Origin of the sequence: Paenibacillus hamazuiensis (genome assembly GCF_023276405.1) — a bacterium.
Taxonomy (GTDB): domain Bacteria; phylum Bacillota; class Bacilli; order Paenibacillales; family NBRC-103111; genus Paenibacillus_AF; species Paenibacillus_AF hamazuiensis.
This window is the reverse complement of record NZ_JALRMO010000001.1, coordinates 4,987,362-5,010,820: the sequence shown is the minus strand read 5'-3', so window position 1 is coordinate 5,010,820 and position 23,459 is coordinate 4,987,362. Positions and strand designations below refer to the sequence as shown.

Annotated in this window: 20 protein-coding genes; 12 read left to right on the top strand and 8 right to left on the bottom strand. The window is 55.0% G+C overall.

Translation table 11 applies throughout. The annotated features are described in order from the left end of the window. Nucleotides 1-63 precede the first annotated feature (63 nt). From MYS68_RS21600 to MYS68_RS21590, 3 genes are all read left to right on the top strand, one after another. A complete protein-coding gene (locus MYS68_RS21600) occupies nt 64-1,839 on the top strand; it encodes a cache domain-containing sensor histidine kinase (protein WP_248927834.1) in 1,776 nt (591 codons plus the stop codon). Next, a complete protein-coding gene (locus MYS68_RS21595) occupies nt 1,814-3,457 on the top strand; it encodes a response regulator transcription factor (RefSeq protein WP_248927833.1) in 1,644 nt (547 codons plus the stop codon). Before MYS68_RS21600 ends, MYS68_RS21595 begins: the two co-directional genes overlap by 26 nt. A 123-nt stretch (nt 3,458-3,580) precedes the next feature. After that, the gene (locus tag MYS68_RS21590; RefSeq protein WP_248927832.1) at nt 3,581-4,900 is read left to right on the top strand and encodes an ABC transporter substrate-binding protein; all 1,320 of its coding nucleotides are present in this window, start codon (nt 3,581-3,583) and stop codon (nt 4,898-4,900) included. A gap of 114 nt (nt 4,901-5,014) precedes the next feature. Here the strand turns inward: MYS68_RS21590 and MYS68_RS21585 are convergent, their stop codons facing one another. Further along, entirely contained in the window at nt 5,015-6,307 is a 1,293-nt protein-coding gene (locus tag MYS68_RS21585; RefSeq protein ID WP_248927831.1) for a DUF2515 domain-containing protein, read from the bottom strand. A gap of 205 nt (nt 6,308-6,512) precedes the next feature. Between MYS68_RS21585 and MYS68_RS21580 the strand changes: the two genes are divergently transcribed. Continuing rightward, nucleotides 6,513-8,084, top strand: coding sequence for a copper amine oxidase N-terminal domain-containing protein (locus MYS68_RS21580; protein ID WP_248927830.1), 1,572 nt, complete (start codon nt 6,513-6,515; stop codon nt 8,082-8,084). A gap of 520 nt (nt 8,085-8,604) precedes the next feature. Here the strand turns inward: MYS68_RS21580 and MYS68_RS21575 are convergent. Then, a complete protein-coding gene (locus MYS68_RS21575; protein WP_248927829.1) occupies nt 8,605-8,808 on the bottom strand; it encodes a type II toxin-antitoxin system antitoxin in 204 nt (67 codons plus the stop codon). A gap of 24 nt (nt 8,809-8,832) precedes the next feature. After that, complete coding sequence (locus MYS68_RS21570) at nt 8,833-9,675, bottom strand: SPFH domain-containing protein (RefSeq protein ID WP_248927828.1); 843 nt, start codon at nt 9,673-9,675, stop codon at nt 8,833-8,835. A 257-nt stretch (nt 9,676-9,932) separates the two neighbouring features. On the opposite strand from MYS68_RS21570, the gene MYS68_RS21565 reads away from it, so the two are divergent. Next, nucleotides 9,933-10,277 carry a thioredoxin family protein gene (locus MYS68_RS21565; RefSeq protein WP_248927827.1) on the top strand — a complete coding sequence of 115 codons (345 nt, stop codon included), beginning with the start codon at nt 9,933-9,935 and terminating at the stop codon, nt 10,275-10,277. A gap of 445 nt (nt 10,278-10,722) precedes the next feature. On the opposite strand, the gene MYS68_RS21560 is transcribed toward MYS68_RS21565, so the two are convergent. From MYS68_RS21560 to MYS68_RS21545, 4 genes are all read right to left on the bottom strand, one after another. Further along, on the bottom strand, nt 10,723-10,929 hold the full coding sequence (locus MYS68_RS21560; RefSeq protein WP_248927826.1) for a hypothetical protein: 207 nt from the start codon (nt 10,927-10,929) through the stop codon (nt 10,723-10,725). Beyond that, nucleotides 10,907-11,293, bottom strand: coding sequence for an S-layer homology domain-containing protein (locus tag MYS68_RS21555; protein ID WP_248927825.1), 387 nt, complete (start codon nt 11,291-11,293; stop codon nt 10,907-10,909). Before MYS68_RS21555 ends, MYS68_RS21560 begins: the two co-directional genes overlap by 23 nt. 134 nt (nt 11,294-11,427) lie before the next feature. Next, complete coding sequence (locus MYS68_RS21550; RefSeq protein WP_248927824.1) at nt 11,428-11,610, bottom strand: hypothetical protein; 183 nt, start codon at nt 11,608-11,610, stop codon at nt 11,428-11,430. A 42-nt stretch (nt 11,611-11,652) separates the two neighbouring features. Further along, nucleotides 11,653-12,456, bottom strand: a complete 804-nt coding sequence (locus tag MYS68_RS21545; protein ID WP_248927823.1) for an AraC family transcriptional regulator — start codon at nt 12,454-12,456, stop codon at nt 11,653-11,655. Nucleotides 12,457-12,709: 253 nt separating this feature from the next. On the opposite strand from MYS68_RS21545, the gene MYS68_RS21540 reads away from it, so the two are divergent. From MYS68_RS21540 to MYS68_RS21515, 6 genes are all read left to right on the top strand, one after another. Beyond that, nucleotides 12,710-13,657, top strand: coding sequence for an N-acetylneuraminate lyase (locus tag MYS68_RS21540; RefSeq protein WP_248927822.1), 948 nt, complete (start codon nt 12,710-12,712; stop codon nt 13,655-13,657). A gap of 938 nt (nt 13,658-14,595) precedes the next feature. Then, entirely contained in the window at nt 14,596-15,948 is a 1,353-nt protein-coding gene (locus MYS68_RS21535) for an ABC transporter substrate-binding protein (protein ID WP_248927821.1), read from the top strand. 145 nt (nt 15,949-16,093) lie between these two features. Then, entirely contained in the window at nt 16,094-16,957 is an 864-nt protein-coding gene (locus MYS68_RS21530; protein ID WP_248927820.1) for a carbohydrate ABC transporter permease, read from the top strand. A gap of 16 nt (nt 16,958-16,973) precedes the next feature. After that, nucleotides 16,974-17,792 (top strand): carbohydrate ABC transporter permease, encoded by an 819-nt coding sequence (locus MYS68_RS21525; protein WP_248927819.1) that lies wholly within the window; start codon nt 16,974-16,976, stop codon nt 17,790-17,792. Nucleotides 17,793-17,974: 182 nt separating this feature from the next. Further along, entirely contained in the window at nt 17,975-19,549 is a 1,575-nt protein-coding gene (locus tag MYS68_RS21520; RefSeq protein ID WP_248927818.1) for a response regulator, read from the top strand. Further along, nucleotides 19,546-21,183 (top strand): sensor histidine kinase, encoded by a 1,638-nt coding sequence (locus MYS68_RS21515; RefSeq protein WP_248927817.1) that lies wholly within the window; start codon nt 19,546-19,548, stop codon nt 21,181-21,183. Before MYS68_RS21520 ends, MYS68_RS21515 begins: the two co-directional genes overlap by 4 nt. 404 nt (nt 21,184-21,587) lie before the next feature. On the opposite strand, the gene MYS68_RS21510 is transcribed toward MYS68_RS21515, so the two are convergent. After that, nucleotides 21,588-22,421 carry a helix-turn-helix domain-containing protein gene (locus tag MYS68_RS21510; RefSeq protein WP_248927816.1) on the bottom strand — a complete coding sequence of 278 codons (834 nt, stop codon included), beginning with the start codon at nt 22,419-22,421 and terminating at the stop codon, nt 21,588-21,590. A 194-nt stretch (nt 22,422-22,615) separates the two neighbouring features. Between MYS68_RS21510 and MYS68_RS21505 the strand changes: the two genes are divergently transcribed. After that, nucleotides 22,616-23,425, top strand: a complete 810-nt coding sequence (locus MYS68_RS21505; RefSeq protein ID WP_248927815.1) for a phytanoyl-CoA dioxygenase family protein — start codon at nt 22,616-22,618, stop codon at nt 23,423-23,425. Nucleotides 23,426-23,459: the final 34 nt, after the last annotated feature.

The window sequence follows — 23,459 nt, the reverse complement described above, 5'->3', positions numbered from 1 at the left end:
AAAGAAAAATGCCGGGAGAGCTGCGCGCGCTGCGCAGCTTTTTTAACGGGAGGGGGCGGCGGCTTGCTCAGTCCGTTCAAACGTTTCCGCATCGATTATTTGCTTTCCGGCAGCTTCGCCGGTCTGTTCGTTCTGCTGCTTACGCTGGTGAGCTACATCAGCTACAGTTTATCCGCCAAGGAGATTGCCGCAAACACGTCCTATTACCAGCAGGGGCTGCTGAACGAGCTGAACAAGCAGGTGGTCATCCAGATGAGGGCGATCGAGCAGGTTTCGTTGTCGATCTCGCGCAATACGGCCGTTCAGGACTATTTGCGGCTGTCGGGCGATTATTACGAGAAAACGAAAGCGCAAAACGATCTGAGCAAAGACTTGAGCGAAATCATCAACAGCACGCCCAGCATCCAATCGATCCGCCTGTACACGACAAACCCGTCGTTTTCCGATCCGAAAGGGAGCGTCAGCTTCGTGCCAAATACGCTGCTGTACAGCGAACCGTGGTACGGCATCGTGGAAAAATCCGACTTCGCCTGGATCGGAGAGCGGACGGTGGAGACGCCGACCGGCACGCAGTCCGTCGTGACCTTCGCCCGCAAGGTGTATTCCGGGACGCTCGACAATCTCGGACTGCTGCTGATCAATGTGAAGGCGAAGACGATTCATGCGATCGTATCCGAGGAAATGGGCGGCCCTCAGCGGTATTTGCTCGATTCGGGGGGAAGGCCCTTAATCCATACGCAGCCGCCGGAAGAGCGCTTCGACCTGAGCGGGCTAGCGGACGGCATGCAGTCGCCGACGGGATACGTCCGGTACCGTACGGATAAGGGAGATTTCACCGGCAAGCACGACTATTTGATCGTCTGGGCGAAATCGTTCAACGACGGTTGGCTGTTGCTGGAGCTCACGCCGTGGCAGCATGTGACGGAGGGCAGCCTGAAGCTGGCCGTGACGCTGTTTTCCATCGGTCTTGGAACTGTGCTGGTTGCGCTGTTTTTCACGTTTTATTTATCGAAAAGCTTTATGAAACCGATTTCAATTTTGCTGCAGGCGATGGGCCGGTTTTCGCTGGACGCGCGGCCGCCCGAATTGCCGAACGATTACCGCAACGAGTTCGGCGTATTGTTTCACGGCTACCGCAGGCTGACAGGGCGCATTGAAGAGCTGTACCGCTCTTTGGAGGAGCAGCACATTCGCCAGCGAAAGGCGGAAATTCAAGCGCTGCAGGCTATGATCAATCCGCATTTTCTGTACAACACGCTGGATCAGCTGAACTGGATGGCGATCGATGCCGGCCAGGAGCGGATGAGCCAGGTGCTGGAGCTGATGGGCCGCATGTTCCGCATCGGGCTTTCCAACGGCGACAGCCTGATCACGATCGGGCAGGAGCTGACGCATACGGAATGTTATTTGCAAATCCAGCAGCTGCGCCGGGGAGAGGGATTGACCTACTCCATTCAAGCTGACGATTCGATCAAGGATCTGTATATTCCGAAGCTGACGCTTCAGCCATTTGTGGAAAATGCGGTTTTGCACGGATTTCACGGGCGGAGCCGGGGCCATATCGACATTGCCGCGGAGGACCGGGGCGAAGCCCTGATCTTCACGATCGAGGACGACGGGGCGGGGCTTGCTCCGGGATGGGATGCTGCTCCGCGCCGGAAAACGGGCGGGTACGGCATACGCAACGTGCGAAAGCGGCTTGACGCATACTTCGGAGCGCCTTACGGCATAAGCATCGAGCCGCGCAGCCCGGAGGGAACCCGCATCGTCATCCGTATCCCGAAGCTGGACCAGCCGGAAGGAGGATTCGCAGATGTGGAGCATCGTGATCATCGATGATGAACGCAGCGTGCTGCAGGGGATGAAGAAGACGATCCCGTGGGACGAACTGGACGCCCGCTGGGCCGGCGAGGCTGCCGACGGGCGGCAGGGGCTGGAGCTGATCAACGAAGTGCAGCCGGACATCGTGATAACCGATATTTATATGCCGGTGATGAACGGGCTCGACATGATCGAACAGCTGCGCAAGCAGGACTATCCCGGCAAAATCATCATCCTGAGCGGTTATTCCGACTTCGAGTACGCCCGCCAGGCGCTTCGGCTCGGGGTCGACGATTATTTGTCGAAGCCGGTGACGGTCCAGACGATCAGGGGGGTGCTGCAAAAGGCGATTAACGAGCTGGAGGACGAAAATCACCAGAAGCTGGAGGAGCATGAATTGCGGCAAAAGCTGCTGCTCTACGAACCGTTCGTTGAGGCGGAATGGATCAAAAACGTCGTCACCGGCACTTATGCTGCGGCGAAGCAAGCTCCTCTGCCTGCCGGGCGGCTCGGGGCGTGGGAGCGGCGCAGCTTCATGGTGCTTGCCGTGGAAATCGTGCGCACCGCGCGTGTAACGGGCATCGCGCCGAGCGACTTTTACCTGTTCCGCTTTGCCGTCTGCAACGTGCTGCAGGAAGTGCTTTCGTCGGCTTGGCCGGACGCGCGTTTTATCGAGCTGCACAGCCACCATATGGCCGTTCTGCTGCCTTTCGGGCCGGAGGCCGGGGGCGGAGAAAGCGGAGAAGCGCATGCGTGTGCCCGGGAGTTGTGCCGGACGATGATCGGGCACATCGACCGTTATTTGCAGCTGCATATTCAGGTGGGGCTCGGAAGGCTGAAAACGGGCTGGGCCGCGATCTCCGATTCGACCGAGGAGGCGTTTCAGGCGCTGGCGGCTAAGCATCGCTGCTGCGTGCCGGGGATGGAAATATACGAGTACGTCCCCGCGGGGGAAGCGGCGGACGGCGGCGGGCGATCCGCGTCCCTCAGGCCGGTCCGCTTTTACCAGCAGCTCGCCGAGGCGATCCGGCTGCTTCAGGAGCGGCAGGCGGCCCAAGCGATCGAGAGCTTTGCCGGGCAGCTTGCGGCGTCGGGAGACTATTCGCCCAAGCGGCTTCAATCAATCGCGGCGGAAGCGTGGGCGATCTTCGGTTATGTGCTGAGCGATGCCGGCCCTTCGCTTGACGGTATACTGTCCCCGGCCGGTCTCGACTGCGAGCTGCGCGGCATTACTTCCGTGGAACGCCTGGAGGAATGGCTTTGCGAAAAGGTCCGGCTCATCTGCCAGACGCCGGGCAAAAACGAAAACATCAAGCATAAGCAGGCGGTCGATTTTATGGTTCAATACATTCACGAGCATTATGCCGAAGACATCCGCCTGTCGGAGCTCGCGGACAAGGTGTTCATTTCCCGCAATTATCTCAGCAACATTTTCCGCCAAGCCACCGGTGAAACGTTTGGGGGCTATTTGACCAAGGTGCGCATGGAAAAAGCGAAATCGCTGCTTCGCGAAGGGAAGTTCATGGTCTATGAAATCGCGGAAATGGTCGGTTATAAAAACGTCCCTTATTTTACGAGCCTGTTCAAGAAACATACGGGTTACAGCCCGACGGAGCTGCCGAATAACGGATGGTGAGTGGCCCCTCGGATAATCGTAAAATAATGAAATAAATTGTGCATCTCTCTCCTACTCAGCGTATCCGCGAATTTGTACCATAAAAATGAAAGCGATTAACCAAAAGGGGAAGGGGAATTGCCGATGAATAAGACACGGAAGGTGCTCGCGGCTGCGCTCGCCGTCGTGGTGGCGGGTACGCTGGCCGCTTGCGGCGTCAAAGAGGAAGAGAAGCCGCCGGCGGCGTCGCCGGGAGCAGGAAACAGCTCTGCGGGCTCGGACAAAAAGCCGGTCAAGCTGCGCATCTTATGGTGGGGCTCGCAGGCGCGGCACGACGCGACGCTCAAGGCGCTCGATCTGTACACGAAAAAAAATCCGCATGTGACGTTCGAACCGGAGTTCCAGGCGTTTGACGGCTATTTGGACAAAATCTCGACCATGGCCGCGGCCAAAAATTTGCCGGATATCGTCCAGACGGACGCCGCCTGGATCAACGACTGGGGCAGCACGAACCGGCTGATGGATCTGACGAACCAGATCAACGTCAAGGATGTCGATCAGGCGCTGCTGAACACCGGCAAATACAAGGATAAGCTGTACGCGGTTCCGCTGGGCAACAACGCCTACGGCTTTGTGTACAACAAAGCGGCGGTCGATAAGCTGGGCATCGCCCCGCCGAAATACGGCTGGACGTGGGATGAATTTTTTGCGTTCGCCAAGGAAGCGAGAGCGAAGCTCGATAAAGATAAATGGGTGATGAAGGATTTCACCGCCGACTACGGCGTATACAGCGCGTATCAGGTTTCCAAAGGCCTCGGATTTCCGGAAACGTCGGACGGCAAATTCAATTTCGACAAGGCGACTTGGCTGGAATATATGAATAAAATGGGAGAGCTTCGCGCAGCCGGCATTTCCACCCCTCCGGATGTGACGACCGCGGACAAAGGGCAGGACGCCAAGCTCGATCTGATGGTTCAGGATAAAATATTGCTGCGCACCTCCCACGCCGCGGAATATCCGGGTTTCGAGGCGCTGAAAAAGGATCAGCTGGCGCTGGTCAATATGCCGAAGGCCAAGCAGGGAGGCGGATGGCTGAAGGCGTCGATGTATTGGAGCATCAGCCCGGATACGAAAAACGCCGACGAAGCGAAGAAGTTCATCGATTGGTTCATCAACGACACCGAGGTTGCGGATATTCTCGGAACGTCGCGCGGCGTGCCGGTATCGAAGAAGGTGCTGGATTACCTGCAGCCGAAATTTTCCGCGGTCGACAAGGCGGGCATCGAGCTCATCGCCAAAACCGCAATCGACGGCGCCACCTTCGACCCGGGTCCGGGCAAGAAAAACAACTGGGACAACTTCACGAAGGAATATGATAACTTGACCCAGCAAATCATGTTCGGCAAAATGACCCCCGACCAGGCGTGGGCGGAGGTTGAGAAGCTGTCCAAGACGATCAAGTAACGCGAAAAGGGAAGGGCTTGCTCCGCTGCGGGGCAAGCCTTTTGATGTGCCGGTCTGTAAGTATTTTCCAGCGGTACTTTGCCGCGCAGACGGCGGCTCCTGCAGCCGAGCCGCCTAAAACACCTCGCCGGCAAGCACGGCAAGCTCGAGCTTGTGCAGCCCGGTGCACGCTTCAAGCGACATCTCGAAGGCGCGCGGCGGCTCTATCGTGCCGAAATGGCGAAGCGCACCGAGGCTGTCGAACCAATCGCCGGGCTCCGCCGGCGCCATCGCCCGGTTTTTCCACGCGTCCTCAAGCTTCGGGCTGTAGAGGGGGGCGGCGCCTTGCCGCAGCTCGCAGCCGTGCAGCTTCTCCGCGTAAGGGCCGGGAGGCGATCGGCGGACCGGGGCGAACAAGTGCGGCCAGTAGTCGGCGCGCGAGCCGGTATGCGGCCGGGCCGCGGCGAACCGCTCGGCGCCAAAGCGCACGTCCGGCAGCCCGAACAGGATGCCGTACAGCTTTTTGCCGACGCCGATCCGTTCGTCCAGGTCGCCGAAGTTTTCCACGGTGAGCCCGGCGAGCCGCAGCCTGCCGAGCTGGTCTTCCGCCAGCGAAATGTCCTCATTGTCGGTATAAGGAAACACGACCTGATTCAGCTGCAGCAGCGACTGGCTTTGAAAAAACAACGTATCCAGCACATGCTCGCGAAAGTAAGAGTTTTTCACAATGCGCCGTTCAATGTAGCTTTGTTCGTTTATGATCAGCCCCGTCGTCAGCAGCGCGGAATCGTTCGTGTCCCAGAACAGCTCCCATACGGGACTCATAAAGGCCGATACGCCCAAATGGGGGAGCAAATGAAACAGAGGCCGTCCGAGCCGCCGGCTTTCTTCATACAGCAGGAGCTGCGGGTAGGCATCGTGAAAAATAAGCGCATTGGCCCGCTCTAAAAACTGAAACGTGTGCTCGATCTGGGCTGCGCCCAGCAGGTGCGGAATCAGCTCGCCTTTCAAATCGGTCATCGACCAGCCTCCGTTTCGTGACACCATATGCGCGAGAAACGCCCAGTGCAGCTCGGGAAAACGACGGTACATCGCGTAATATGCCTGCGTTCGCGCCACGTTGTTCATGTTCCGCAGCGCGGTGTCCTGCCGAATGCGCTTCAGCAGCTCGGCTTCCATCCCCGCCAACGCCGAAAACGAGCTTCCCGGCTTTTGCCCGGGAGGATGGTCCGGCTGCGCGCTGAGCTGTTTCCCCAGCCTGGAAACGGCGTCTTTTGAGACCGGCATAGCCCAGGCGGATTCTTGCTGCTTCGCCTCGTAAAGAAAGGTGCCGGCTTTATGTTTCATCCAGCCCCATACGTTTACGGGCATTGCCGCCAATTTGTGAAACAAGCCTTGTCCGTCGCCCGCCGGTCCCGCCATTGTCATGAGTCACCTCCGGTCAACCGCCATGGTTCCAAACCATGCCATTCCTCTATTTTACTCCAATCCGCCTTGTCCTCATTCCCCTTAACCCGGGCAAAGACGCAAAACCTGTATTTCATTTCAGGTCGGATGCGACATTTTTAATTTTCCTGCGTATAACTGTACAGGTTATTGTAACCAAATCATGAGGAGAGAAGGATGGAGAGAAATGAAAAAATGGATTGCTTCCATTGCCGGCTTCATGGCCATCGCCTTGACCGGTTGTCAAGCTTCCGAAGGTGTCGATTTGAACAAGGTTATGAAAAATACGTACTCCGTGACATCAAGCGAAGCCAGCCAAACGTTGACGGTCCGCCTGACGGCCGACAATAATAGCGCCTTGACGGGAAATACCAAGCAGTTTATGGATTTGTTCGGCAATGCGAGCCTCAATCTGAAAGAAATCAAGATGCAGGATCGGCTGCATGTTTCCGTGAAAGGAGACTTCGTTTATTCGAAAGGAACGATTCCTTTTCAAATGAATTCCGAGGGTCAGGATCTGATCATACAGGTGGAGGGCGCCAAGAAACCGATCGTCCTGCACAGGACGGCAGTGCCGGCTGGGGAAGCGAGTGAGCTTATCAGCGAGCAGCTGAAGAAGCAGCTGGAAGAGCTGACACAAAAATCGGCCGATTTGGCTCCGGCGATCGGATCGTTTTTGGCGGGCACGCTGCCGAATCCGGCGCGCATGTACAAGAAGACGGAAACCTCGCAGGTACACGGCGAAACGCTGACATTAAACAAGTTCCATGCGGATGTGAACGGTACGGAGCTTCTCGGTCTGGTCAAAAGCTTCTTGACGAATGTGGCCGCCGATGAAAAAGGATTAAAGGATCTGATCGGACAACTGTATGATGTTTTCGTTCCCGTCATAAAAGAGGCCATGAAAAGTCAAGAGCAGGGCGCTGATGGCAATGCCCAGCTCGGCATGTATATGCAATACTTGGACAATAAAACATTGGCCGTCGAATTCGCGGCAACCAGCGTGAAAGGTCTCATTCAAAACGCGCTGAACGACTTCGACGCATCCGCCGAGAAATTGTCCGCTTCCGAAAACGGGAAGGCGGCGCAGCTGCTGCTCAGCGACAAGATGACGTTTGCGACGGACGTGTACATCGATTCGGATAACCAAATCCGCAAATCGTACACGGAATTCAAGCTGGCCCTTCCTGCCGAGGAGAGCGGAGGGCTCAAAGAAATTCAGGTGACCTCCGCATCGGAGAACTGGAATATCAACAAGCCGGTTTCGATCGCTCCGATCGATAGAAGCAGCGCCGTGGAGTTCGATGGAACTTCTTCGACGAGCCCCTCCAAGCTGCTCGCGGCGCTGGATTCGAAATCTCAGATCTATAAGTTTCTGAAGGACGATCTGCGCATCACGAAAAAAGACCTGCACCTGGTCGTGGACAGCTCGGGCAGCGGGGATGCGGCCAGCCCTTACAACAAAGACGGCAACGTAATGGTACCGGCACGTTACGTTGTGGAGAGCCTTGACGCCAATGTCGACTGGGATGGCTCGACCAAGCAGGTGATCGTCACCGACGAGCTTCGCGGAGTCAAGGTTGTCCTGACGATAGGCAGCCCTATGGCGGCCGTAAACGGCGTCATCAAACCGCTGGAGGCGGCGCCGGAAATTATGAACGGCAGCACATTCGTCCCGATCCGCGTCATTGCCGAAGCGCTCGGAGCGAGAGTTTCCTGGGACGGCGACGCGAACGCGGTTGTCATTCAGAGAGACTAACCTTAGGATAAGCTATTATTCCATTCAATCATGCGAAAGTTAAAAAAGCCTCGGTGCTAAAACGGATCCGTTTTAGCACCGGGGCTTTTTTTCTTACTTCGGACTTCGGAAATGATGCGCAGCAAATTTTGTGGATAACCGGGGGCTCCCACAAAAGTACTAGCAATAGGCGGCAAAGGTCCATATCACTTATGGGGGTCCAGGGGGCGCCTTGCGCAATGTTGTCAGGTTAACGCTTTCGATGGATCGTGGTCTGAATTTGACAGGTCTTGCTTCTAAAATAAGCAGCTTATTAAAATAGCGGAATACACGTTCGCTATTCTTGGAAAAATAGCTGCATCGGAAAAATAGAGGAACTGAGATGCGCTAAATCGATGGAAAATGGCATTTATATCGGACGAACAAGCAAATAGAGCACCTGAGTTCCGCTAATTTCCAAAAATACCTGAAATGGACCGATTTAGCGCACTACAGTTCCGTTATCGTCGCGCTTAACTTGACAGCATTGGCGACTTGTGGCTCAGGACGGTTCGGAATCGGCTTCGTCCGAAGCCGGCGGCGGTGGCGGCAGCCGGCTCGGCAGCCTTCCGGCCCGAGCTGCGGCTTCGCGCAGCAAAAATTCCATGTGCGCGTTGACGCTGCGGAATTCATCCGCAGCCCAGCGCTCGAGAATTTCGTACAGCTTCGGATCGAGCCGCAGCGGAAAGTTTTTTTTCGGTGCCATGGGTGGGGGACTCCGGCCCGAGCGTCAGTACAGGCTGCCCGTGTTAATGACGGGGCTGGCCGCGCGGTCCGATACAATCGCCACCAACAAATTGTTGATCATGGCCGCTTTGCGCTCTTCGTCCAGCTCGATGATGCCGTCCCTCTGCAGCTGGGCAATGGCGAGCTGCACCATGCCGACGGCGCCTTCGACGATGCGCTGGCGGGCGGCGATGATCGCATTGGCCTGCTGGCGCTGCAGCATGGCGCTGGCGATTTCCGTGGAATAGGCGAGGTGGGTAAGCCGCGCTTCCAGCACTTCAACCCCGGCTACGGCAAGGCGGTCCTGCAGCTCGCGGCTCAGCTCGTATGCGACTTCCTCCGAGTTGCCGCGCAAAGAATAACCTTCCTCGCCAAACACATCGTACGGATATTTGCTGGCGACATGGCGCAGCGCGGTTTCGCTTTGGATTTTCACAAACGCTTCGTAATTGTCGACCTCGAACGTCGCTCTTGCCGAATCGACGACGCGGAAAACGACGACGGCTGCGATTTCGATCGGATTGCCTTCGATATCGTTCACCTTGAGCTTCGAGCTGTCGAAATTGCGGACGCGCAGCGAAACCTTTTTGCGGAGAGAGAGGGGAACGGTGAGCCACAGTCCGCTTTCGCGGATCGTGCCGATGTAGCTGCCGAAAAAGGTGACGATCTGCGCCTGATTCGGCTGCACTACCGTAATCCCGCTGGTCATTACGGCTGCCGCGATAATCAGAATCACTCCCGGCACAACGACCGTTTTGATAATCATAAGAAGTCCCAATACAACGGATAATACCATAAGAAATATTCCGGCATAACCATTAAACGTCCAAGCTCTGAATTCCTTCATTCCACATGTCTCCTTGAAAATATTATTGGGATATTGATTTGATATTTGTATGATATCACTTTTTCAATAAAATGTAAAATGGATTATTTCCCAATGTGGTTAGATTCTGCCGAACGCTCCTGGTACCGCGCTGATGCACTGGACGGCGGGCGATCAGTCCCTTTACCGGCAACGACCATGCCGTACGGACAAGGCGATGTTGACATCCCGGCGGTCGCGTGCTATATAGAAATGAAACGAAGAAAGGCGGTGCTAACATGGAACATGTAAAAACCGACGAGGTTTTCAACGAACGCGTTTCCGGCCAAAAGCCGACGATCGCCGTATTTAAAACGACCTGGTGCAAGGACTGCCATTTTATCGAGCCGTTTATGCCGGACGTGGAAAAGCAGTACGCGGACCGGCTGAATTTCATCCAAATCGACCGCGACGAAATGCCGGATTTGTGCGAGAAGCTGAACATTCTGGGCATTCCGAGCTTCATCGCTTTCCGCGAAGGGCAGGAGCTGATCCGCTTCGTCAGCAAGCTTCGCAAAACTCGCGAGGAAATCGAGCAGTTTCTCGACCGGGCCGTCGAAGTCGCTAATGCGATGAGCAAATAATGCAAAAACCGGACAGTTGCCTTGAAATTAAGACAACCGTCCGGTTTTTTTTGTGTGCAGGCTAGTTGAACCATAAAGCTAAGCTGCGCAGTAAAGTCCAGTATAATTGTTTACTACCTTTTGAAGATAATCGTGGATTGTTGTACAGCTTGCGCGTTCACGCACGCTTGAAAAGATATGGACGCACCGGGATGTGCTGGATTAGGGAGTTGGTATGGCTGGCTGCGCTTTGCCGTGATACAAGTCTCACGCTCCCGAGGCCTCAACGCAACCGGCAATGATTATATGTTTTTTGGGAATAAAAAGGGATACCGCGAGGATAACGTTATGTCAATCCGTATACACTCTCGTAGGCGATTCGGGTCGAGGCTTCCACGGCCTGTTTTCACCATACAAATGGAAAATGAGCCGGATCGCTTCCGCACGGGTTAACGTTTCTTCCGGCTTAAACCCCCCCGGTCGCATTTTTCCCGGTCATCACTTTCCAATCTTCATGGACATATCGCATCGCATGCCGCTCGCTCAAATTCAAGCCGATCGTTCCCGTAACGAATTGTGCCGCTTTGCCTCTGGTCAGATAGTTCCCTTGCTCCTCGCGCCGCAAATCCCAGTTCATCGACCGGATATATTCATAACATTTTGTCCACGTCATCCGGCCGTCCGCCGGGCATAAATTGAAATGCCCTGAACATCATCGCGGCAAAATGCAGCTGCCGTACCGGTTCGTCGGGCCGGAAAGCTCCGTCTTCAAAACCGTCGATGATGCCGTAGTTTTTGCCCCAAGAAATATCGTCCGCGGCCCAGTGACCGGGTGTCACATCTGTAAAAGGCTGCTCCGCTTCTTCCTTATGTTCGGGATTTTGAATCGGGAGGCCATTCTTTTCCGCAAAATGCTGCAGCAATTCGCCGGCCGGCCGCTTAAACGTGTACAAGTCCGCCTGACCGCTCTCGTCGACGAGCACTGTAGTTTTGCCCTGCGGATTCAAATACCGAAGCGGCCCCGTATCCGATAACAAAAATACTCTTCGCTCTCCCGTTTGAAATTTGTCGGAGAAGTCCGGACAAGTTAATCCTGGCTTAAAGCCGGAACGGGTGGCGGGCAATTGCAAAGTTTCCGGCCATTTTTCCGGTCCGGCATATTCCACTATTTTTACGCGCGGCCTTCGGCCGTTTTCGCTGACGGAAACGACTCCCCGTAGATGATGGCCTTGCTTCGTTCCACATCCTTTACCAGCCCCGACCGATCGGGGAGACAAGCATATGCCGTTTTCGTCTCGGCTATTCCCAAAAGCAAGAGCACAAATGAAAGGTATAGAATTCCTGTTTTTTTCATCTATTTCTCTCCCAGGTATAACAGACTGTAGCGGTGCCCGGGTTATCGCCCGTGCTTTTCCCGATACTGCCGCGGCGTCATCCCTTTGATGCGCAGGAAGACGCGGGAGAACGTCGGGTACGAGGAAAAGCCGGATTCGTAGGCAATTTGCGAAATCGGCAGGTCGGAGGTGAGCAGCAGACTGCACGCATGGCGAATCCGCAGCTCGTGCAGGAAATCGACGAAATGGATGCCGTACGTCTCCCCGAACTGCTTGCTGAGCTGCGCCGGGTGCATATGAAACCGTTCCGATAATGCGGCAAGCGACAGCGGCTCCAAATAATGATCGTTGACATATTGCACTACGGACCAAATTCCCCGGGCTGCTGCGGAGGTAGGAGGATTTGCCGGATCCGCATCCTGATTTCCAACGCTGCGGACAAACAGCGTCAGCGCCTCGAGCAGCAGCGTTCGCAGCATGACCCGCTTCCAGGCCAGCGCAGACTCATATTCTTTATGCATTCGCTCCCACAGCCGCATATTTTCCTGCAAAGCGTCCCCCGTGAGCTGAATAAAAGCCGGCTGAGCCTGATTGCGCCCGAGGAGCAGATCGTGCACCCCCCATGCCGCTTCGGGTCCTTCGGTGAGCAGCTTCATATCGAAATTGCAGGTGTACATCAGCAGCGTATCGCCTGCATCCGCGGCGTAATCGTGCACTTGATAAGGGAGCAGCAGCACCATCGTACCCGGCTGCATGCGATGCTCAGCCCCGTTGATCCGCTCCTTGCCCTTTCCCTCCAGCACAAACGAAAACTCGATAAAATCGTGGCGGTGGGAAGGGACGGAGGTGTATCGCTTTTTTTTCATATAAAAAGGAAAGTCCGAGCCTACATTGGGATATTCGAATAAATATTCGGGGTACATCGCGCTCGCCCAAACCTCCTGTCGGCAGACTCACTTTGATGGGATTATCGATAGTTTTATTATACTCCCTCCATTTTCGTAAAGAAATGAAACGATTTATAAAAATATGAAATATGCCGTCAGGTGGAAGCGACTACAATACGGGTATGAAAACATTCCATTCAAGGCTGTTGCAAAAAGGAGAGGAACGTGCACAATGAGCAAAAACACCGTTAACCGCGATGCGTTTCGCGGCATTTTTACCGCCCTGCTCACTCCGATGCATGAGGACGGCTCGATCGATTTCGCATCGCTGGAGCAATTAGTCGAGCATCAAATCGGGCAGGGCATCCGCGGATTTTATGTCGGAGGCAGCACCGGGGAAGGGTTTATTTTAACGAGCGACGAGCGCAAGCAGGTACTGGAAACGGTTGTGAAGACGACGAAGGGCAGGGTGACGGTCATCGCCCACATCGGATGCATCAGCACGAGAGAGTCGATCATGCTCGCCAAACATGCCGAACAGCAGGGAGTAGACGCCGTGTCGGCGGTCGTGCCGTTTTATTATAAAGTGACGATGAAGGAAATCCGCGAGCATTATGAGGCGATTATGGCCGCGGTCTCGCTGCCGATGATCGTATACCATTTCCCGGGGGCGACGGGCGTCAGCTTGTCGATGGATTTCTATGAGCAGATGAGCCGTCATCCGCAATGCCTTGGCGTGAAGTTCACTTCGCTGAACCTGTTCGAAATGCAGCAAATCCGCGCCCGCTGCGGCAAAGATTTCCTGATCTTCAACGGCCACGACGAAGTGTACACCGGCGGCGCTTACTCCGGCGCGGACGGAGCAATCGGCAGCACGTTCAACATGATGCCGAACTTGTTCGCACAAATGTACGACCTCATCTCCAAAGAAAAGCGGCCCGACATGTCAACGCTGCAGGCGATGCAAGCGGATGCTAACGCCATCATCGCCCACATGATTCAATTCGACGTCATTCCGTACGAGAAATACATGCTGTATTTGCAGGGCGTCTTTGCGTCTCCGGCCGTTCGCCAGCCCCTTAAGCAGTTTACGCAAGAGGAACGTAAGCAAATCGAAGCCTATTACGAGCATAACGACGTGCTGCGCCGCCACCGCTTTGAAGCGGGCGCTGCAAAGTAACCTCGATCGCCACATCCCGCCCCGGCTTTTCCGTGGGCGGGATGTTTTTTTGTTTGGCGCAGGTAAAGCGTGCCCGTCACCAATTCGCTTCAGCCGACTCGAGACGGGGAAACGCGAATTAGCAGCGACGATTTTCTCTACGGGGCGGTAATGGTCCTTCCCACATTCGGTCGAACCTGTTACGACTGGGAAATTTGGCGGACCGGCTTAGTTTTCTGCGACATGGAACGTAATGCCTGTTAATGCAAGGATAAACGCAATTTCTTGTATTATTGTCCTCGATTTGCTTCGGCTCGGGGCAAATAAGCGCAATAAATTGTACTATGCCGGCTAAAGCTACTGATATCAGGCGCGAATGGAAAATATAAACCAAATTTTTGTGTTTATTTACCTGTGTTGGCACGTTCTACCATGAAATAAACCCAGTTTTTGCGTTTATGGACCAACTTTGGAGAGAGTAGAAGGCAATCAGCACCGGGACCCAAGTAAAGCGTGTCCGTCACCAATTCGGTGTCAGCCGAATCGTGACGGACAAACGCGGACCCGAGGCACGGACACACTCCCAGCATCACGCTCCCAAAGTACAGCGTGCCCGGCATAGAATTTTTTGTCTGAAGGCAAAAAATCCATGGCGGGCAAACGCGAACTAGAAGCGAGCGCCCGCTTCCGGCGGGCGGGTCCAGGGCGCTTGGGGCGCCTGGGGTCCCCCCCGGCGGGGGATTTGATGGAAAAATAGACGATGGCGCCCATTTTCATTCCCCTTTGTGACGCTCGGTCATCTTGTTTAGGGGGGGGGGGGCTCCTGCGTTTTAGGGGGCACACTAAATCTCTACTAACAAACGCTAAAATACGCATGTTAAATTCACCCGCCCTTTTTCTTATAATCAGGTTAACCAATCAATTCATAAGTGAAGTTAACAAAAAACAGGGGTGACACCATGAAAAAGAAAATGATCAAAGGAACCGCTCTTCTCGTACTTTCCGCGGCGGTAGCCGCAGGCTGCGGCGCAGGTCCGGAAGCGAAACCGCAAGCGGACGGAGGCAAAGCCGCCGCTCCGGCGGACAAGCCGATTACGCTGACGATGTGGGCGGGAACAGGCTTCAAGGATATCGAGGGGTACGACAGCAAAAACTACGGAGATTGGGAAAAAGCGAAGGCGAAGGAATTCCAGAAGCTGCACCCGAACATTACGATCAACGTGGAATCCGTACCGTTTTCCGAAATCGAGCAGAAGGTGAACGTGGCCGTAGCGGGCAACAACCCGCCGGATATTTTGTACGATAACATCCCGATCCGCATCAGCAAACACGCAAGAAACGGCGTTCTGGAAGATTTGAACGATGTGGTGAAGGATGACAAGGCGGACTGGAAAGAAGCGTTCCTCAACATCGGCACGATCAACGATAAATTGTATGCGCTGCCGACCGGCAGTACGCCGCAGGTCGTTTTTCTGAACAAAACGATTTTCGAGAAAAAAGGGGTCGAGCTGCCGAAAAACCGGACGTGGACTTGGACCCAGATGAAAGACGCCTTGAAAAAGGTCGCGGATAAAAACACGTACGGCATCGCTTACTTTGCCAAAAACGAACAGGCGGACCAGCTAATGGTCAGCAATCTGCTCGCGGCAGGCGCGCAGTGGGCGAACAAAGATTTCAGCCAGTATACGATTAACAGTCCGGAAGGCGTAGAGGCGCTCAGCTTCATGCTGCAGCTGGCGGACGAAGGGCTCGTAGCTCCGGGCACAGCGACAATGGATGTCAACGCCAACTTCGAGCTGTTCAAGCAGGGCAAGCTGGCGATTTTGAATCATACGTCCCCGGTGTACGGAGACATCGAAGCCGGCAAGAAAAACGGCGCGGTCGACCCGTCCGTAGAACCTTACGGCATACTCCCGGTCACCAAGGAAGGCGTAACTCCGAAGTTGACGATCACCGGCGAAAACGGTTATGCGATCTTTAAGCAAAAGGACGAGGAGAAAAGAAAAGCGGCGATCGAATTTGTGAAATTCCTCGTGCAGCCGGATAATATCAAGGCAATCAACAAGTCCTTGTACGGCATTTCGGCGCGCAAATCCGGTACGTATGAAATCAAGAACAAGGACGCTTCCGAGGTGTTCGAGCTGCTCAACAAGACGGAAATCGTCGACCTTGGCAAAAACCGCGCCTACTTCTCGACGCTCAGACAGAAGTTTTATCCCGAAATGCAGGCCGCTTTCCTGAAGGCTAAGAGCCCGAAGCAGGCGCTTGACGATTTCGTTAAAAATGCAAACGAACTGGCAGCCAAGAAGTAACCAACCCTTGTGACGAACACTTCGTCCTAGTCTGTCTCACAGCGCTGGGGCGAAGTGTTTTCTTTAGCGCCAGGAATCTGTGCGAGGCCAGGTATGAATATCCGGGGGCTCCGATCTCCGGGTGTAATAATGGAGGTGTCATCCGATGAAGCTGCGCAACACGCTGTGGAGCTACCTGTTTATCGGTCCCAATCTGCTGTTTTTGACCGCATTTTTGGTGATTCCGCTGTTTTATACGTTTTACCTCAGTTTTTTCGAGGCCGATATTTACAAATCGAGCTTTGTCGGCTTCAGCAACTACAGCAAGCTGTTCGGCGAGGAGTTGTTCCGCAAATCGTTCGCCAACACGTTTTATTTCGTCCTGATCATCGTTCCTTGCGTCGTCATTTTATCGCTTGTGGTGGCGGCCTTCATGCAAGGATTTCATAAACATGCGAAAAGCTTCTTTCGGCTCGTGTTTTATTTGCCGGTCGTCAGCACGCCGGTTGTGCTGTCGCTCGTATGGGGCTGGATGTACAATCCGAGCTTCGGTATCGTCAAATATTTCGGCGAACTGCTTGGCTTCGGAGCGGTCGATGTGTTTTCCACCCAGCTCAGCGCTATACTGGCGCTTTCCGGCATCGTCATCACCTGGATGGTCGGGCAGCCGATCATTTTGTACTTGTCCGGAATGGACGGCGTTTCGAAGGAGCTTTATGAAGCGGCGGATATCGACGGGGCCGGGCCGGTCAAGCAGTTTTTCAGCATCACGCTGCCGATGATCGCACATACGACGCTGCTCATTGTCGTCACCTCGACGATCAGCGTGTTCCAAATTTTCGTCGTCATCCATTTGCTGACGAGCGGCGGTCCTTTCCACGGCACGGAATCGCTCGTGTACACCATTTACCGTACGGCGTTCGTATCGCTGGAGTTCGGCAAAGCGTCGGCGCAAAGCGTGATTCTGTTCTTCATCATCCTCGTGATCTCGCTGCTGCAGTTCCGGATGCTGAGATCGAAGCTGGATTAAGGAGGGGGCCGAAGCGATGAAACTGCATGTTATTTCCAGATACGCGTTTTTGCTGCTGCTCTCCGTCGTATTTGTATTTCCGCTGTATTGGATGATCACGGGATCGTTCAAAACCCAGGTGGCGATCTGGAAGCTGCCGCCGGAATGGTTTCCTTCCCAGTTTCGGCTGCTGAATTACGAGCATATAGTCAAAACGACCCCGGCCTTGACGTGGATGTTCAACAGCGTGTTTACGAGCCTTGTGACGGTGCTGCTGGTTGTCGTGTTTTCGGCGATGGCCGGATACGCTTACGCCAAGCGGAAATTTCCCGGCGACAAGATCCTGTTTTTCGTCGTCATCGCTACCATGATGATGCCGACCCAGGTGACGCTCGTCCCTCTGTACATCGTCTGCCGTACGCTCGGCCTCATCGACAGCTACTGGGGCGTCATCCTGCCGGCGGTCGCGTTCCCTTTCGGCGTGTTTATCGTACGTCAGTTCGCCAAGACGATCCCGGACGAGATCATCGAATCGGCGACGATCGACGGGGCCGGGGAGCTGCGTATTTTCGGCACGATCGTACTTCCGCTGCTGCTGCCCGCGCTCGGGGCGCTGGCGATCTTTGCGTTTATGCACACGTGGAACGATTATTTGTGGCAGTTGATCATTTTGCAGTCGAAAGCGAAGCTTACCCTGCCGCTTGGCATATCCACGATCACGTACTCCGAAAACAACGTGAACTACGGCTACGCGATGGCCGGTGCGTCGATGGCGGCCGTGCCGATGATTTTGTTTTTCCTGCTGCTGCAAAGAAGCTTTATCAAAGGAATCACTCTCGGCTCGGTCAAAGGATAACCGCCGGGCATCACCCGTAAGAAGACCCATGGCTCCGCCATGCAGGTCTTCTTTCTCGCGTTTCATGTATACGGTCTGCGCCGGTCCCGGGTATACTACTTGGTAAGAGATTCCCGATGAACGATACGCGGGAAATGCAAGAGGGCTTCGGGGCAGCGACAGACATACAGGGGGGACGGAAGGTGAACATCATTGTCGTTGAAGATGAAGTCGATATTTTAAAAGGCATAGTCGAGGCCGCCCAGATGAGCGGGCTGCCCTTCGAGCGGATATTGGCCGCCCACTCGGCTGAGGAAGGTTTGGAGATGATTGCGGAGCATCATCCGGAGATCATTTTGACGGACATTCTGCTGCCGGAAATGACCGGACTCGATATGCTGGAAGCGGTGCGAGCGGCGGGATACCGCCCGAAGGTCATCGTGATCAGCAGCTACAACAACTTCGCTTACGCCCAGCGCAGCCTGCAGCTCGGCGCTGTCGATTATATTTTAAAGCCGGTCCGCAAGGAGGAGCTCATTGAAAAAATCGCCGCCGTATACGATATGGTACAAAAAGAGCGGGCGAGCATGGAACAGCTCAGGCATCAAACCGACTACGCCCGGCTCGGCGCGGAGGCGCTGAAGGAACGGTTCGTGCTCGGTCTGTGTCTGCAAAAGACGGCTTTGCAGGAGCATATCCACCACCGGCTGCAGGTATGGAATCTGCACTGGCTGGAGACGCATTCGTACGTCGTCATTTCGCTTAGCCTGAATAAGGAAAGCCTGCGGGGCAAGCGCGATCAGGACATTAACCTGGCGCTGTTTGCAATCGGCAATATCGCCGAAGAGGTGCTTGCGGGATACCAGCCGTCCGTCATGATCCGCAGCATTCATCATGACTGGGTGATCATTACCGCTTGGGAGGAGGAGCGGTCGATCGCGCAGGACATCTACGAGCGGGTCGTGAAGTTTCAACGCATTCATCCCGCCATCGGCATCAGCGATAAAATGCATTCCTTTCAAGGCATTTCCGAAGCGTACGAGCAGGCGCAGAAGGCTTTGAAAGTATCGCTGCTGGACAGCAAGCGGCGGATCGTCGGTTACCCGGAAATTGCGGACCGTTCCGGAGTCGGCAGCATCCATCACCTCAGCGAGCGGGTGGCTGACAGCGTGCTGGAAGGCAGCAGCGAGGAGGTCGGCCGATGGCTGGAGGAGGCCGTTCACCATTTTATGCTGGATGCGGATGTGAATAAACCCGGAGATTTGTCGGTCAAATGCTTCGAATGGATTCTGGAGGTTCACGGCTGTTTGGCTGAAAAGGTCGACATGGACGTCAGTCATTTTCCGCTCGAGCTTTGGGAAAAGGCGGAGCGCTGCGAGACGCCGGACGATCTGCGGCAGCTGCTGCAGGAGCATCTGTCCGAGCTGATGAAGCTGGCTCACCAGCATCAGCCGGGGGTGCACAACTTTAACATCGACAAGGCGAAGAGGATCATCGAAGAGAAGTACGGTCAAGCGATCACGCTGCAAAGCGTCGCCGACGAGCTCGACATTCACCCGGTATGGCTGAGCAAGCTGTTCAAGAAAGAGACGGGGCAGACGTTTCTCGATTATTTGACAGGGGTGCGGATCGAGAAAGCGAAGACGATGCTGCGCGACACGAATATGAAAATATACGAAATCGCCGAAAAAATCGGGTACCAGGAGATCCAATACTTCGGCAAGCTGTTCAAAAAAAGAACGAACATGACGCCAAAGGAGTATCGGTATGGGAAATGAAAGCGTTTAGAATTGAAAACAACACGTTGTTCGTCAAAATGTTCATTCTCCTGTTTCTATCCGTTCTGATTCCGGTAACGTTTTTGGGGTACTGGTATTTCAATCGGGCCAGCGGGCAAATCGAGCAGGTGACCAGCGGGCTGCTGACGGAAAACCTGCAGCAAAACCGGCTGCGGCTCGAGCAGTATTTCAAGCAGGCCGAGCTGCACTCGGAGTCGATCATCGCCTCCCAAAAGCTCGAGGTGCTGGATACGGCGCTCGAGGACCGGCTGTTTCTGAGCAGATCGCTTTCGCTCATTAACGATTTGAAAGGACGCTACGACCTCGCGATCTATCCGGCGGACGAAACTAGGTATGCGGCATACTCAGCGCTGCTCCGCTCGGGACCTTTGTTATCCGGTCCGGAACGGATACGCCAGGCGCTTGAGCTGGAGGGCCGAGGGTACTGGTATGCCGAAGGCGGATCGTTTGTGTTCGTCCGGCTTATACGGGCGATGTCCGATTTGCGCCCTCTCGCCGTCATCCAGCTGAGCATGTCCGGCTTTCAGGTCAGCCAGCAGTTGATCGCTCCGTTCGAATATCCGAACTTCCGGCATGACATTGCGGACGAGAACGGAAACGTGCTCCTCGCCAGTCCCCGCGGGGAAATGACCCCGGGGGAGAAAATGTTCCTGTCCGACATTCCCTTGACCGGAGTGCCGTGGACGCTTGTGGCGGCCATCCCGGAAAAAGATCTGATCGGTCCGGTGGAGAACATCCGGCGCGTTTCCCTGCTGCTTGCGCTCGCCAGTATCGGACTGATATCCATTTTGCTGGCGCTGGTCACAAACAGCTTTATTTCGCCGATCAAATACGTGGTCGCCCAGATGAAAAAAGCCCAGCTCGGCCAGCTTGTTCCAAGCGATAAATATGCGGACAGACGGGACGAAATCGGCCAGCTTACGCGCGGCTACAACTCCCTGATCTACGGCATGGAGGAGCTGCTCGAGACGACGAAGCAGATGGAGGCCGACAAGTCCCGGACGGAAATGCAGATGCTCATCCACCAGATCAACCCGCATTTTTTGTACAATACGCTGGATGCGATCAAATGGCGGGCCGATCACGTTCGGGAGCAGACGATTGCGGAGATGGTCACGTCGCTCAGCAATCTGATCCGGTACAGCATCAATAACGGGGAAGAATTTACGACCGTCGAACGCGAGATCGAGCATGTGAAAAGCTACCTGAGCATCGAGTCGCTGCGCAGCCCCGATACGTTCCAGGTCGTCGTCAGCGTCCAGCCGCGCGCGCTGAACGTGCCGATTTTGAAGCTGATCATTCAGCCGCTTGTCGAAAATTCGGTGCGCCACGGCATGAACAAGCTGCAGTCCGGCCGGGGCAAAATTCTCATTCGCGTCTTTATCGAAGGAGAGGATCTGGTCTGCATCGTCGAGGATAACGGCCCCGGCTGCTCCGAGGAGGCATCGGCCCGCATGAACCGCCCGAACCTGCAGCCGGGCGAGACCGGCGGCGTCGGCCTGTACAACGTAAACCAGCGGCTGAAAATCCGCTTCGGCATGAAGTACGGCGTGACGCTCGAAAACAGAGAGCACGGCGGCTGCAAGGCGACGATCCGCCATCCGCTGATGTGAAGGCGCGAAAGGCGCCTTCGGGATAGCGTAGGTAGAATAGGCTGAGGGGGCGTTCGAACGTTTGCGACGATAGTCGCAAATACTTGTCTTATTCCACCCCAAGAGAGCAATATGGAACAAATAAACGCAATCCCTTGGTTAATTTTGGCGCTGGGCTCAGATTATTGGCGTTTACGGCAGATTAGTACAAGAATTTATGCTTATTGAGATGAAAGAGGGGGCGTCAGGCGGCGATAAAACAACAATTTGCGTTTATTCGCATTCAGCGGTGCTGCCTGGAGAGGTCCGGCGTGCGAAGAGCGATCACGAAGTGCAGTCCGGCGTGCGGCGAGCGATCGCGAAGTGCGGCCCGGCGTGCGGGGAGCGATCCCGAAAGCGCGGCCCGGCGCGGTTGCAAGGCAGCTTCACTTCAGCGCACCGGATGCTTCTCCGCCGGCCGATTTGCCGTTTTTGTAAACTCTCGGACTCATCCCGAACCGTTTGCGAAACAGTTGGGAGAAGTGGTTGTAGTTTTGAAAACCGACATCGTATGCGACTTCCATCGGTCCCCGTTCCGTATGCTCCAGCAGCAGCGCGGCCTGATCGAGCCGCATCCGGTTCAGCGCCTCGACGATCGAGAGGCCCACGTGCTCTTTAAACAGATGAGAGAGCCGTGAAGAAGACAGGCCGACCGCCCTTGCGAGCTCCGCGACAAGCAGGGGCTTTTTCATTTGCGCCGACATGAGGTTCAGCGCCTGCTCAATGCGAGGGTCCATATGGTGGGTTTGCCGCTGCTTCAGCAAAAGCAAAATTTCCAACAGCGCGTTTTGGCATAATTCATGCCAGTACGGCCTGCGCTCATGGGCGTCGGCGATCACCTTTTTGAACGCGCGGAACATACGCCTCCTTAAAACCGGGTTGTCGATCGGCAGGATCAAGCACTCGTTCGCTGCGCCGAACGCCGTCTCGACCAGCTCCGGCGAAACATGCGCCCATACGAAATTCCACTCTTCTCCGCGGCACGTCCCGTATTGATGCGGTACGCTCCCCTTGAGGATCGTCAAATCTCCCGCACGGCAAATTTGCCGGACCCCGCTTGCGATAAAATACCCTTCTCCCCGCAGCGTCAGAGTGATGAGGAAATCCCGCATACCGTCGGGGCGGTGAACGTGATATTGATCTTTTTCGGAAAAATGCCCGGCCACGATCACGCCGGGGATCGGCTGTCCGTAGGAGTCGGGAGTATTGTAGTGCTTCATGAGGCTGCGGTCTCCTTTTCTGGCGGCGATTTATTTATAGCATATTACAATTAGTTAAACTCGGCAATTGATTCAAAAATAGCAGGATTGCAATAGTAATTAGCGAGATTGTTACTTTTAAGCGGACGGCCTTTTTTTTAAGATAATTACGAGAGAAATGAATTTTATACAGTCACACTGAGGAGGAATCGACCATGGCTTACGAGCTGCGCGCGCTTACCCCGGAACAAAAGCGTCATTTTGAGACAGAAGGTTATTTGATCGTAAAGGGGCTGTTTAGCGAGGCCGATCTGCAGGAAATTGAGGAAACGTTCGAACAAATCAGCCACCAAACGATTCCCGGTCATTTCATGCCGGACCTAAGCTCGCCTGTGACGGATCCGCTTAAACGTTATCCGCGCGTGATGCACCCGCACCGTTTTAACGATACCGCCAAAAAGTATTTGCTGCACAAGCCTGTTCTGGATGTGCTGAGAGATTTATACGAGGAGGAGCCCCTTGCCGCGCAGAGCATGTTTTATTACAAGCCGCCGGGCTCACGGGGACAGGCGCTGCATCAGGACAATTTTTACTTGAAGGTCGAGCCGGGGAACTGTATCGCCGCTTGGACGGCGGTCGATCCGGCGGATGAGGAGAACGGCGGGCTGCTCGTTGTCCCCAAAACGAACAACTACGAGATCGTTTGTCCCGAGCTCGCCGACGCGCAGGAATCGTTTACGACGCATTTCGTGAAGCCGCCGAAGGATCAGCAGGCTGTACCCGCCGTTATGGATAAGGGGGATGTGCTGTTTTTCAACGGCAACCTGATCCACGGCTCTTATCGCAACAAAACGAAGGACCGGTTCCGCCGCGCGTTTATTTGCCACTACGCTAACGAGTCGGCCACGCGCATCGGCAATCATTACCGGCCGTTATTCCGCGCAGACGGCAGCGCCATCGATCTGGAAGCGAATCCGGACGGCGGGCCTTGCGGTGTTGAATACGAGGCGCTGTATCCGCACTGAGTTTTAAGCGGTCGGGCTGCTGTTACGGCATCTT

Bases quoted from the DNA above. Each gene is read 5' to 3' on its own strand.
- MYS68_RS21565 (WP_248927827.1), top strand. From the start codon at position 9,933: ATGGAACATGTAAAAACCGACGAGGTTTTCAACGAACGCGTTTCCGGC.
- MYS68_RS21560 (WP_248927826.1), bottom strand. From the start codon at position 10,929: ATGACGTGGACAAAATGTTATGAATATATCCGGTCGATGAACTGGGAT.
- MYS68_RS21570 (WP_248927828.1), bottom strand. From the start codon at position 9,675: ATGAAGGAATTCAGAGCTTGGACGTTTAATGGTTATGCCGGAATATTT.
- MYS68_RS21580 (WP_248927830.1), top strand. From the start codon at position 6,513: ATGAAAAAATGGATTGCTTCCATTGCCGGCTTCATGGCCATCGCCTTG.
- MYS68_RS21530 (WP_248927820.1), top strand. From the start codon at position 16,094: ATGAAGCTGCGCAACACGCTGTGGAGCTACCTGTTTATCGGTCCCAAT.
- MYS68_RS21550 (WP_248927824.1), bottom strand. From the start codon at position 11,610: ATGAAAAAAACAGGAATTCTATACCTTTCATTTGTGCTCTTGCTTTTG.
- MYS68_RS21510 (WP_248927816.1), bottom strand. From the start codon at position 22,421: ATGAAGCACTACAATACTCCCGACTCCTACGGACAGCCGATCCCCGGC.
- MYS68_RS21515 (WP_248927817.1), top strand. From the start codon at position 19,546: ATGAAAGCGTTTAGAATTGAAAACAACACGTTGTTCGTCAAAATGTTC.
- MYS68_RS21525 (WP_248927819.1), top strand. From the start codon at position 16,974: ATGAAACTGCATGTTATTTCCAGATACGCGTTTTTGCTGCTGCTCTCC.
- MYS68_RS21540 (WP_248927822.1), top strand. From the start codon at position 12,710: ATGAGCAAAAACACCGTTAACCGCGATGCGTTTCGCGGCATTTTTACC.
- MYS68_RS21575 (WP_248927829.1), bottom strand. From the start codon at position 8,808: ATGGCACCGAAAAAAAACTTTCCGCTGCGGCTCGATCCGAAGCTGTAC.
- MYS68_RS21505 (WP_248927815.1), top strand. From the start codon at position 22,616: ATGGCTTACGAGCTGCGCGCGCTTACCCCGGAACAAAAGCGTCATTTT.
- MYS68_RS21595 (WP_248927833.1), top strand. From the start codon at position 1,814: ATGTGGAGCATCGTGATCATCGATGATGAACGCAGCGTGCTGCAGGGG.
- MYS68_RS21545 (WP_248927823.1), bottom strand. From the start codon at position 12,456: ATGAAAAAAAAGCGATACACCTCCGTCCCTTCCCACCGCCACGATTTT.
- MYS68_RS21590 (WP_248927832.1), top strand. From the start codon at position 3,581: ATGAATAAGACACGGAAGGTGCTCGCGGCTGCGCTCGCCGTCGTGGTG.
- MYS68_RS21585 (WP_248927831.1), bottom strand. From the start codon at position 6,307: ATGACAATGGCGGGACCGGCGGGCGACGGACAAGGCTTGTTTCACAAA.
- MYS68_RS21535 (WP_248927821.1), top strand. From the start codon at position 14,596: ATGAAAAAGAAAATGATCAAAGGAACCGCTCTTCTCGTACTTTCCGCG.